At 59.5% G+C, this 10,798-nt stretch carries 12 protein-coding genes, 1 tRNA gene and 1 pseudogene; 9 read left to right on the plus strand and 5 right to left on the minus strand.

All coding sequences use genetic code 11. The features are described from left to right. The 3 genes from alaS to APR53_03120 all read right to left on the minus strand — a co-directional run. A partial coding sequence (gene alaS / locus APR53_03110) for an alanine--tRNA ligase (protein ID KQC04680.1) occupies nt 1–2,366 on the minus strand: 2,366 nt, incomplete at its 3' end. 54 nt (nt 2,367–2,420) lie between these two features. After that, a complete protein-coding gene (locus tag APR53_03115; protein KQC04681.1) occupies nt 2,421–2,744 on the minus strand; it encodes a hypothetical protein in 324 nt (107 codons plus the stop codon). Beyond that, nucleotides 2,741–3,448, minus strand: coding sequence for an NGG1p interacting factor NIF3 (locus APR53_03120; GenBank protein ID KQC04682.1), 708 nt, complete (start codon nt 3,446–3,448; stop codon nt 2,741–2,743). The genes APR53_03115 and APR53_03120 overlap by 4 nt, the downstream gene beginning before the upstream one ends. Before the next feature lie 94 nt (nt 3,449–3,542). On the opposite strand from APR53_03120, the gene APR53_03125 reads away from it, so the two are divergent. The 3 genes and pseudogenes from APR53_03125 to APR53_03135 all read left to right on the plus strand — a co-directional run bounded on the left by APR53_03125 (nt 3,543) and on the right by APR53_03135 (nt 6,132). Beyond that, nucleotides 3,543–5,051, plus strand: a complete 1,509-nt coding sequence (locus tag APR53_03125) for a hypothetical protein (protein KQC04683.1) — start codon at nt 3,543–3,545, stop codon at nt 5,049–5,051. Beyond that, the gene (locus APR53_03130; GenBank protein ID KQC04684.1) at nt 5,048–5,434 is read left to right on the plus strand and encodes a [Fe-S]-binding protein; all 387 of its coding nucleotides are present in this window, start codon (nt 5,048–5,050) and stop codon (nt 5,432–5,434) included. The genes APR53_03125 and APR53_03130 overlap by 4 nt, the downstream gene beginning before the upstream one ends. Next, a pseudogene (locus APR53_03135) lies at nt 5,431–6,132 on the plus strand. The gene APR53_03130 and the pseudogene APR53_03135 overlap by 4 nt, the downstream one beginning before the upstream one ends. 13 nt (nt 6,133–6,145) lie before the next feature. Here APR53_03135 and APR53_03140 read toward each other — a convergent pair. Continuing rightward, on the minus strand, nt 6,146–6,541 hold the full coding sequence (locus tag APR53_03140) for a hypothetical protein (protein ID KQC04685.1): 396 nt from the start codon (nt 6,539–6,541) through the stop codon (nt 6,146–6,148). A gap of 33 nt (nt 6,542–6,574) precedes the next feature. On the opposite strand from APR53_03140, the gene APR53_03145 reads away from it, so the two are divergent. From APR53_03145 to APR53_03165, 5 genes are read left to right on the plus strand one after another with little or no spacing between them, the layout of a single operon-like run. Next, on the plus strand, nt 6,575–6,973 hold the full coding sequence (locus APR53_03145; GenBank protein KQC04686.1) for a hypothetical protein: 399 nt from the start codon (nt 6,575–6,577) through the stop codon (nt 6,971–6,973). Next, nucleotides 6,974–7,498, plus strand: coding sequence for a tRNA 2'-O-methylase (locus tag APR53_03150; protein KQC04687.1), 525 nt, complete (start codon nt 6,974–6,976; stop codon nt 7,496–7,498). Beyond that, entirely contained in the window at nt 7,495–8,580 is a 1,086-nt protein-coding gene (locus APR53_03155) for an ATP-dependent carboligase (protein ID KQC04688.1), read from the plus strand. The genes APR53_03150 and APR53_03155 overlap by 4 nt, the downstream gene beginning before the upstream one ends. Further along, on the plus strand, nt 8,574–9,095 hold the full coding sequence (locus tag APR53_03160) for a transcription factor (GenBank protein KQC04689.1): 522 nt from the start codon (nt 8,574–8,576) through the stop codon (nt 9,093–9,095). Before APR53_03155 ends, APR53_03160 begins: the two co-directional genes overlap by 7 nt. A 5-nt stretch (nt 9,096–9,100) precedes the next feature. Then, nucleotides 9,101–9,580, plus strand: coding sequence for a phosphohydrolase (locus APR53_03165; GenBank protein KQC04690.1), 480 nt, complete (start codon nt 9,101–9,103; stop codon nt 9,578–9,580). Here the strand turns inward: APR53_03165 and APR53_03170 are convergent. Next, nucleotides 9,573–10,073: a regulator of amino acid metabolism, contains ACT domain protein gene (locus APR53_03170; GenBank protein ID KQC04691.1), complete on the minus strand. Its 501-nt coding sequence runs from the start codon at nt 10,071–10,073 to the stop codon at nt 9,573–9,575. The two genes, APR53_03165 and APR53_03170, sit on opposite strands and share 8 nt — an antisense overlap. Nucleotides 10,074–10,313: 240 nt before the next feature. On the opposite strand from APR53_03170, the gene APR53_03175 reads away from it, so the two are divergent. Further along, nucleotides 10,314–10,398: transfer RNA gene (locus APR53_03175), tRNA-Leu, on the plus strand. Nucleotides 10,399–10,798: the final 400 nt, after the last annotated feature.

Raw genomic sequence — 10,798 nt, forward strand, 5'->3', positions numbered from 1 at the left:
TTCTGCTCCTTCCATTCGGTAAAAAACCGTTCGACGGCCGATGGAAGGTTTTCCCGTTGAACGCTCAGGACGGTGGACGCATCGGTGAGCAGCTGCTCGACATGCTGCATGTAATAAATGGCCGCGGTGCCCGCAGCAAATTCCAGCCGCTCGATGCCGTCCTGAATATGCTCCACGCGGATTATCTTGACGGGGCCGATCTCCCCGGTGCTCCGGCAGTGGGTGCCGGCACATGCCTGCACGTCTCCGCATACCGAAACGACCCGGATCTCGCTGCCCGGCGGAACACCTCCCTGATACAGATCAAAGCCGTATTTTTGCTCCGCACGGGACCGTTCCTCCCACTTGACATAGACGGGCATGTCCGCAAGCACCATCCTGTTGGCGGCAATCTCTATCCGCTTCAGCTCGTCGGGAGTGATGTGCCGGTAGTGGCGGATATCGAGGCGGGAACTCTCGCTCCCCTTCTGCGCCCCCGCCTGGTGAATATGCTTCCCGAGAATATCCCGTGCCGCGTGGAGGAGAATGTGCGTGCCGGTGTGGTGGCGCATCATCGTCCACCGGCGTTCCTCGTCGACCATTCCCTTTACCCGTTCGCCGCGTTTGAGCGTGCCGCCCCGGATCTGGTGCAGGATCACATCGCCGAGTTTGAAGGCATGATCGATGCGCACCATATTCTCTTCCGTAACAAGCGTGCCCGTGTCCGACGGCTGCCCCCCTCCTTCGGGATACAGCAGGGTCTGGTCGAGGACGACGTATCCGTCGAAGTGGTCCAGCACGATAGCCTCGAACTCGATTTCACACGGTTGCTCGTAGTACTTCCGTCGGGTCGGAGGGAGCGTGGCGAGGCGGTCCCGGAATGCCGCAAACCGGTCCTCTTCCGTCTCTTCAGGGGACGATTCCGAGTGCACGTCGGCGATATGGGAGTAGAAATTGTCGGGAAGATCCACGACCGCCCCTTCTTCGGCGGCAACCTCACGAACGGTCTCCGGCGGAATCCCGTGGGAATCGTAGAGCGTAATCATCTCGGAGAGCGGGATGCGTTCGGATTTTTTCCTGTACTCCCGGGCCATTTTCTGGACGATCCGGGTCCCCCTGTCCATCGTATGCGCGTATTTCTCCACTTCGTTTGCAACGATCTCCCTGACGACCCCGAGCTCCTGTTCGAACGAGTCGATGCCGATAATCCTCATCTGCATTTCAATCAGATCGGCGGGGTTTTCCGTAATACCCAGCTCATGCATCATGCGCAGCGTTCGCCGGAGCACGAGACGGGCGAGATATCCCTCCTGCGCATTGGAGGGCACGATGCAGTCGCCGAGCATGTATGCAAGGCAGCGGGTGTGGTCGGCAATCGCATACACCCGCTCGATCGGTGCAATCATTTTCTGGAGTTTTTCAATCGGGACGTCAATCTGGGACGCGATCTGCCGCCGCATCGTGAGAATATTGGAGCCGCTGATGTCCATGAGCCCGGCATATTTCGCATTCATCGCGAGTATCTTTGTATACTCGGGCATGTCGAGGAAGTGGGACAGCCCCGCCCCCTCCATGAGGCGGCTGACCATCTCGGGGAAGATCGCATCATAGATTGTCGGGGACCCTTTGGATGCCCAGACGAATCGCTCGAGGCCGTACCCCGTATCGACGATGCGTGTCCGCATCGGGTAGTAGGGCACGCCGTCGAGATCCACCGGCGGTTTTCCGGTCGGTGTGCGCCCGAGACTCATGAAGACAAGCGTCGCGACTTCGAGTCCCGATATAAGCACTTCGACGCTCGGTCCGGCGTTTCCGCCGCCGATCCACGGGTGCTCCTTATAGGAAACGGCAGTGAGATCACCGCCGATCGAACTGATAAACTCGTCACAGAGCTCGACGGTCCGGTCCTTCCAGTAGATCTCCTGATCCGGATTATTGAACGCGTGATGGGCCATCATCTCGAACGTGGTGAGATGCCGGCCCGATCGTCCCACCGAATCGAGATCGTTGAGACGGATGCAGGGCTGCGCGATAGTGAGGGGATTTGCAGGCGGCGGAACTTCCCCGCTCGTCACAAACGGCTGAAAATCGGCAATGGAGGCGATAGTCAGATAAATATCGTCCCTCCAGCGTGCCGCAACGGGGTACCGCTCGATGCGGGTATGGCCATGGCGCTCGAAAAAGGAGAGGAACGCCTCCCTCATTTCGTCAAGGGAATGCGGTGCGAAGACAGGGTTTCCGATAAACGAATACGGCTCACAGGGAGCGTCGCCGCAGAGGGTGCGGGCCGGGTCACGGGTCCAGAACGCTGCTCCGCAGGAGGTACATATTTTTCGCTCAAGGCCCTGGGATCGAAAATAATCGAGCTGATATTCTTCTTCGAGCATGGAAAACCACGTGATAATTACACAATATCTGCTTTAAACGGTAATTAGTATTTGCTATCCCCGATCTTCCTCCCATTCATCCAGATACCAGCTCGAATACGTCTCGTAGATCCCGGTCGCCTGCGCGATCCGCACCGCCAGAATATGCGAGCATTCCCGTCCGCGGAACAGGAAATCGCCGCAGGTGCAGAAGTCGTCCTCGATAACGTACTCGCCGCTCAGGCCGACAACGACGAAGAAGTCCAGGTACCGCTTCACCCTCCGCTCTTCCACCGCACGAAGAGCCTTCTCCCCGCGCTCCCCGTAGATATGCCGCAGCCGCGTGCATATCGCCGGAGTCAGCCTGCCGTCCGCCCGGAGGCGGTCCCACACGGTCATCGGACTGAAACCATCCGGGGGGGATCGTCAAGAAACGTCCATCCCATCCTGTCCGCGAGCCGGCGCATTCCCGGCGATTCAAGCGCATAGTGCGTGGCTTCGATCAGGGTGAGCGTTGTGCTCCTGCAGACGCTGTGCTTCAGTTCGGCGGAGAGGAAACAGTCCGCACCCAGCGATGCCGCCTCTTCCATGAGATCGGGAGAGAAACCGCTGCCGCCGACGACGGCGAGCCGGACGGGGGGTGAAAACGAGCCGTACACCCTGAGAGGGCACCCGAGGCGGCCCGCGATCCCGGAGAGGGGGAGAGTGCAGCTGCCGACGACACCAAGTGACATCTCCACCATCTCCCCGAGCGAGAGGAGGCCGCCGAGCGTGTCGTTGATCCCCTCCGCCGCATGGTCGAAATTGCTATGCATGACATAGATGTTCAGGCCGGCTGCGAGCGTGTCGCGGAGGAGCGCCGCGATACCCCCCCGCACCGAAGTGACGGGAGTCCAGAGCGGTGTGTGATGGACGACGAGCATCTCCGCACCCGAACGGATTGCCTCACCCACAACCGCGGGCGTGGCGTCCAGAGCGCAGCATACACGGCTGATATCGGGCGATCCCTCGACGACAAGACCGATCCTGCCCTCATCATATGCATCGGCCAGCTCAGGAGGCGCAATCCGTTCCATCTCCGCGATAAACCGGTGGATCTCCATGTATACTACTCTTCCCGCGGGAATAAAAGACTTCATATTACTATTAGTAATAAATAGGAGGATTAAATATTCATAAAAGAGAAAACTATATTCCATGCCCAAGTCCATCGACCTGATCAATACACGAATCCGTGACGGGAACGCCCGCGTCGTAACTGCGGAGGAGATGCCTGCCATTGTTGAAGAACTCGGTGAGGAGGGGGCGCTTCGCGAAGTGGACGTCGTCACGACCGGGACCTTCGGAGCGATGTGTTCATCGGGGGCGTTTTTTAACTTCGGACATTCGGATCCCCCCATCCGGATGGAGCGGGTCTGGCTCAATGACGTCGAGGCATATGCAGGAGTGGCGGCGGTCGACGCGTATCTTGGTGCCTCCCAGCAGTCCGAGACGAAGGGGGACAGGTACGGCGGCGCCCATGTACTGGAGGATCTGGTCGCGGGAAAGAACATCGAACTCAGAGCGTTTTCAAAGGGGACCGACTGCTACCCGCGGACGACGCTGACCACCGAAATCACGCTCGACGATCTCAACCAGGCCGTGATGTGCAACCCCAGAAACGCCTTCCAGCGGTATGGAGCCGCCACGAACGCATCCGACCGGATGCTGCATACCTATATGGGGTCGCTCCTCCCGCACTGCGGCAACGTCTCGTTTTCAGGCGCGGGGGTGCTCTCGCCGCTTGCGAATGACCCTCAGCTCAGGATCATCGGCAGCGGCGTGCCGATCTTCCTCTGCGGAGCACCCGGGATGGTCATCGGAGAGGGCACGCAGTCATCGCCTGCAAGCGGCTTTGCGAACCTCATGGTCACCGGAAACATGACGGGCATGTCAACCGACTTCCTGCGCGCCGCCACGTTCAACGGATACGGTGTGAGCCTGTATGTCGGCCTTGGGATTCCGATTCCGGTCGTGGACCTCGATGTCGTGCGAAGCACTGCGGTGCGGGACGAGGACATCACCACTTCAATCGTCGATTACGGTGTCCCCTCCCGCGACCGGCCTGTCCTGCGGGAGGTCAGTTACGCGGAACTCAGGAGCGGAAGGGTCGAGATCGGAGGGGAGGAGGTGAAGACCTCGTCCATGTCGAGTTTCAGAAAAGCCCGTGACGTGGCCGAGGCCCTCGCCGGATGGGTGAGGGAGGGGAAGATGGAACTTTTCCTTCCCACCCGGCATCTGGATCCCACAAAAAGGGTGCATCCGCTTCGCGAAACAGAGCGCGTCCCCCGGGTCAGGGACATCATGAAGCGCAGCATCCCCTGCATCGGAGAGGACGAGGAGATCAGCACCGCGGCACGCACACTCCTGAAGGGAGAGACCAACCACCTCCCGGTACTGGATACGGAGGGCAGGGTGGTAGGCATCGTCACGACCTATGATATCTCAAAAGCGGTGGTGAATCCCGGCAGCGGCAGGCGGGTCGCCGATATCATGACCCGCCGCGTGATCCTGACGAAACCCGGGGAGGCCGTGGATATCGCGGCCCGGAAGCTTGAACTGAATAATATCAGTGCGCTCCCGGTGGTCGATGACAACGGGTGCATTATCGGGCTTCTCAGCGCGATCGATCTCGGGAAGCTTTTCGGAGGGAGGTGGAGCCGATGAAACTGCTCGTGACATTTTCCCGGAAGGGAGGTCGTGAACCGGTCATCGCCCGCACCGTGAAGGAGACGGGTGTCCTCATAAATGTCGAGCGGGCACATATCGACTCGATTGCGGGGGAAGTGCTCGTCGACGTGGCCGATTCCGATTCTGATCTCGTATGCACCAAGCTGCGTGAATTCGGCGCCACGGTGAGGATTCTCGAGGATTCGGTGCGGCGCGACGAGGACGAGTGCGTGGACTGCGGCGCATGCATCAGCGTCTGTCCGCAGGACGTCTTCTCGTTCGACGACGAGTGGCGCCTGACCCTGAACGAGAAACGCTGCGTGCTCTGCGGCAAATGTGTCGATGCCTGCCCGCACCATGCCCTTTCTCTCCTGCAATGATACGGGAACACTTCGAATACAGGACCACGATCACCACCATCCTAGCCGACGAGCGGTCCCACATCGTGGCGGCAAAGGAGGCGATGATCGCCGCACGGCAGGAGGTGGAGGCATATATTGCCACCGATCCTTTTTTCGGCATGACGCTGGAGCCTTACCTCCCCCAAGCCGAAAGCCTGACCGTCGGCCGGATGGTAAAAGCGGGGAGTGCGGCGGGTGTCGGCCCTATGGCGGCAGTGGCGGGCAGCATTGCATGGGCAGGCGTCGAGGCGATGCAGGAGGGGGGCGCTCTCTTCGGTGTGATCGACAACGGGGGGGATATTGCCATCATCTCGGACCGTGACATCAGGATCGGACTGTACGCCGGCGGGGCACCGGCAGGCGCCTCGCGTGCATTCGTTCTTCCGAAGCAGAGCGGAATCTACGGCGTGTGCACGTCATCCGCCACCGTCGGGCCGTCGATTTCCTTCGGGACCGCAGACGCGGTAACGGTCTTCGCCCGCGACGTTTCGCTGGCGGATGCATGGGCGACGTCGCTCTGCAACAGGTCGGGGGCGGGAAGCGAAGAGCTCTTTACGCCGCTCGAAGATTCGGGAATCGACGGTGCCTGTGTGATAACGGGTGATAACATAGCCCTGTGGGGAGAGGTCCCGCCGTTCGTGCCCGCCCGCGTCGACGAATCGCTGATCAGCGCGGGCCATGGCGGAGCCGTTACGGCTCATATTCTTCGGAAAACGCAACCGCCCGGCCGTACGCCCCCCTCCCCGTGAACGTCCGGATCATTTTTTCGCCGTCGGAAACCAGAACGGATGGCACACCGTCGGTCTCCGTAAAATGCAGTTCGAGCAGGTCGCGTTCCTCGACGAGGACACCCCGAACGATCTCCGTGGCGGGCTGGAGAATCAGCCGCTCTTCCCCGAGCTCGGTCGGCAGTTCCCGGAAGGCGTGGTAGAATACCTGGAACGCATTCATAAAATCGGAATGAAGAAGCTCATTCCTGACGCCGGGTTCCAGATCATCAAGGATATCCGCGAGTTTTTCGACGTCATCCTCCGCGATGGCATAGATCCTGTCGGCGAGTTCCGCCAGTTCCAGATAATCGATCATAAGGTGCCTCCATCGTATGGTCCCGGGGAGCGGGTGGCCTCATCCTGCGCGGATTCGCCCCGGGCAGGCTTCATCCCCGTGTACAGGTGCAATGGGCAGTCCTTCGCAAAAAAGTATATGGAACGCCGCATCAACCTCACTTGCGTGCGTGAAGAAGAACTCGACTGGACCCTGTACCACATCATTGCCTCCCGGGAGACGATCACCGTCCCGGAGCTCTGCACAATCGCCGGTTTTGCCCGTGACGATGTGGAGGGGTCGATGGAGCGGCTTAACAGGAACTGCCTGATCGGCCGATCGGGCGAGTATATCAGGATACTCTCGATACAGGAATCACTGGTCATGTGCCGTGTGAACCATGCACAGGAGAGCCCCGTCGTCGTCGAAGACGGCGTCATCAAGTACCGCCCCCCGCGGGAGGAGAAGCAGTAGATGGCCCGGGCCTGTGTGCTCCGCATCGGCCACCGTCCCGAACGCGATCAGCGTGTCACGACCCACGTCGCGCTTACGGCACGGGCGCTCGGAGCGGACGGGATGTACCTCGCCGCGAACGATCCCGGCGTGAAAAAATCCGTTGACGCCGTGGTTGACCGGTGGGGAGGCGATTTTTTTGTGGAAAATAATGTCTCATGGCGCCGGTGCATCACCGACTGGAAGGCCAAGGAGGGTGCGGTCGCACACCTCACGATGTACGGACTCCGGATGACGGACGTCATCGACGAGGTGAGGAATCTCGGGGATATTCTGGTCGTTGTGGGTGCCGAGAAGGTGCCGGGCGATGTCTACGGGCTTGCGGACTACAACATCTCGGTGACGACCCAGCCGCATTCGGAGATCTCCAGTCTCGCCCTGTTTCTCGATCACCTTTTCGAAGGGCGTGAGCTGAACAGGGAATATCCCGATGCGCCGATGCGCATCATCCCGTCCGCACGGGTAAAGACGAGGAGTGGGGAGTGAGAGGGACCGTTCTTGTCGCCGGGTTCGCAACCCGGCATGTTGTCAGGTCGGCATGGAATGCGGGCTACCGTGTGGCTGCCATCGACCATTTCTGCGACCAGGACCTGTGCTGGTACACGGACGAGTGCCGGACGTTCGGGGACCTCGACGAACTGCCCGGCCTTGTCGAAGAATTCTGCCGGATGCGCCCTGTCGACCTGCTTGTCGTGACCTCCGGGGCGGAGGATATGGGAAGCTCCCTCCCGGTATGCGGCACTCCCCGGGAGCGGGTGAGGGAATTTCTTGACAAACATGCGATCCAGGAGTTTTTCGAACGCGAACAGATACCCGTTCCCCCGATCGTTTCCGCAACCACGTTTCCCTGCATGATAAAGCCACGGAAAGGCGCAGGCGGATGGAGAAACCGGGTTGCGGGGTCACCCGCCGACGAGCGGGCATGGACGGAGATGTGGCCCGACGTGCCCTACATCAGGCAGCAGCTCGTCGACGGCATTCCCTGCAGCGTGTCCTGCATTGCAAACGGGAGCGAAGCGCGGGCCGTCGCGGTCAACGAGCAGCTGCTCAGGGAGACGGATGACGATAAAGCCCATGGTTTTGCGGGTGCAATCACACCGTTCGACCACCCCCGCGCCGCCGAACTCATCCGCATCGCCGAACATGCGGCAGGGGCATCCGGGTGCATCGGTTCCGTAGGCGTCGATTTTATGCTCGGGGACAGTATCCGGGCAATCGAGATTAACCCGCGATTTCAGGCGACCCTCGACACGGTCGAAATGGCAACGGGGCGAAACCTGTTCGACCTGCACGTGAGTGCATGCCGGGGTATCCTGCCCCCCGCACACGCGGGGAGTGCTCCCGCCTTTGCGGCACGCAGGATTGTCTTTGCAGACCGGGATCTGACCGTCCGCGACGATCTCCGGCACCTCTCGCCTTATGTTGCCGACATTCCGTGGCCCGGCACCGATATCGAGGAGGGCGGTGCGGTTGTCAGCACATTCGGGTGGGGAAAAACACGGGATGCCGCTCTCGCAATGCTGGATAGAACTATATCAGGGGTGGGCAGATATATGAGCAGATGGTAGCCGTGGAGGAACTGCTGGAGAATCCGGCAATTGAGGCATACCTGATCCGCATGATCAGGGAAGAGGGCGTTCTGCTCCTGAAGAAGTTCCCGAAAGAAGGGGAGCACAGTGACGAAAATCTTGCCGAAACGACCGGCATCAACCTTAACAGCGTACGCCACACACTTTATACCCTCTACGAAAAACGGCTTGCCGAGTACAGGCGGATTAAGAATTCCGAAACCGGGTGGCTGACCTATCTCTGGAAGCTCCGTCTCGACAATCTCGACGATGCGCTCTTCGAGGACATGGAGGCAGTGCTCGAGAGGCTCGAGGCCCGGGAACTGTACGAGGAGGAAAACGATTTTTACGTCTGCAAGCAGTGCGGCATAATCTTCACCTTTGACGATGCGCTCGGCAGGAACTTCGAATGTCCCCAGTGCGATGAGAAGATGGAGCATTTCGACAACGACCTGATTCTCCGGGCCCTGAAGCGTCGCGTTTCGGCAATCCGCGCCACGCTCGGAAAGGGGTGACGCCCATCGCCTCCTTTGAAGAGGTGCTCGAACATGCCGGGTGCGAACGCAGGGTGATCGAGCACTGCCGCGCCGTTGCAGGCGTTGCCCTCACGTTCACTCTGAAGGTGCCGGTCAATACCGAACTCGTTCTGGCGGGCGCATGGCTGCATGATATCGGGAGATCGAAGACCCATGGCATTGCCCACGGCCAGATCGGGGCGGATATCTGCCGGGAACTCGGGTACTCCGAACGGATCGCCCGCATCGTCGAGTGCCATATCGGTGCGGGCCTCACCCGCGAGGAGTGCCGCCGCCTCGGCCTTGAACCCCGCGACTGCGTCCCCTCGACGCTGGAAGAGAAGATCGTCGCGCACGCGGACAATATCGTAAAGGACGCCCGCGAGATCAGCATCGATGAATGTATCGCACGCGCCGCACCGCTCGGACCGGACGTGCAGAAACGCCTGCGCGATCTCGCGGACGAGATCGAACGTCTCAGATAATCAGCTGCCGCACCTGCGGAAGCGCTTTCAACCTTTCAAAAACGACGCCCGGCAGCTCCTCGTCGACGACGATGACGAGCTTCGGTTCCTCGGAGAGCAGGGGATCCGTGACAAAGATCTGGCGGATGCTCAGGTTGTATTCGGAGAGCACGTTCACGGCGGCGCCGACGATCCCTTTCTGCTGGGCGTCGTTCGGGATCACGGTGACGACGGTCCGGCCCAGCGACTCCGCAACCGCGCTGATGTCGGGCGTTACCCGGAGGTGGAGAAACACGTCCCTGAGCTCGGGGATTTCAAGGATGCGCCGCGCAGTCGCATCCACGACGCGCCGGTCGGTCCCGGCGGCCCGGGCGATATGGGTTGCAGGGATTTCCACGCCGTTACAGACGATTTTGCCCTCCGCACTGACCCCGAACCCGTTCTCGAGGAGAAACCTCACGACCCGCCCCTGCGAGGGCGATTCTTCAAACGCCCTGAGGATGGCTTCCCACATGTAGAGGATCGTTCGCGCGGTGCCTATAAATATACATCGCTGCGCAGATGCGGCAGACATCCGGGGGCCGCGGGCGCCGGTTCTTTCCCGCGCGTTTCCGGCCCCCCAGGGCCGCCCATCAGGCACTAAACCGGCACACAAAGGCCCCCGCGGGTCACAGCAGGACACCGCCTACGCGAGCATGGCGAAAGAAAGCATAACATATTTTATATCTCACCACATTCTGTATAGAGTAACAGGGCGAGGGTTGCCGAGCCAGGTCAAAGGCGCAAGGTTGAGGGCCTTGTCACGTAGGTGTTCGCCGGTTCGAATCCGGTCCCTCGCATTTCTTTTGTGGGTTATAGTTATCTCGAAAAAATGTGACATCGCGATACTTGATATGTGCGATAGCTGGTCACCCCTTCTGTCAAGTGTTACTATTTCTACTGGAGGTATGGCTTAGAAATTAGGTGTAGGAAATCGACATATTTTTCTCAATATAGATATGTGATAATCGTTACCGATACTATGATATGCATTGCAGAAATTTTTATTTTATTATCTTAATAGCGGATTGTCTTATTATACTCTGGTGATACTATCACCTACGTATAAGGACGATCATTGAAGTGGGTGAAATTGATGAAATGGATACTATCTGCTATACTACTGATTTTAGTGTGTATTGGGACAGCGAGTGCATTTGAAATTAAAATTGAAGACACACCTGATCCAGTATGTCAGGG

The organism is Methanoculleus sp. SDB (assembly GCA_001412355.1).
Lineage (GTDB): Archaea > Halobacteriota > Methanomicrobia > Methanomicrobiales > Methanomicrobiaceae > LKUD01.

What these genes read in the sequence shown, in the direction of transcription:
- APR53_03115 (KQC04681.1), bottom strand. Translation starts at nt 2,744, where the DNA reads ATGACCGTGTGGGACCGCCTCCGGGCGGACGGCAGGCTGACTCCGGCG.
- APR53_03120 (KQC04682.1), bottom strand. Translation starts at nt 3,448, where the DNA reads ATGGAGATCCACCGGTTTATCGCGGAGATGGAACGGATTGCGCCTCCT.
- APR53_03125 (KQC04683.1), top strand. Translation starts at nt 3,543, where the DNA reads ATGCCCAAGTCCATCGACCTGATCAATACACGAATCCGTGACGGGAAC.
- APR53_03130 (KQC04684.1), top strand. Translation starts at nt 5,048, where the DNA reads ATGAAACTGCTCGTGACATTTTCCCGGAAGGGAGGTCGTGAACCGGTC.
- APR53_03140 (KQC04685.1), bottom strand. Translation starts at nt 6,541, where the DNA reads ATGATCGATTATCTGGAACTGGCGGAACTCGCCGACAGGATCTATGCC.
- APR53_03150 (KQC04687.1), top strand. Translation starts at nt 6,974, where the DNA reads ATGGCCCGGGCCTGTGTGCTCCGCATCGGCCACCGTCCCGAACGCGAT.
- APR53_03160 (KQC04689.1), top strand. Translation starts at nt 8,574, where the DNA reads ATGGTAGCCGTGGAGGAACTGCTGGAGAATCCGGCAATTGAGGCATAC.
- APR53_03170 (KQC04691.1), bottom strand. Translation starts at nt 10,073, where the DNA reads ATGTGGGAAGCCATCCTCAGGGCGTTTGAAGAATCGCCCTCGCAGGGG.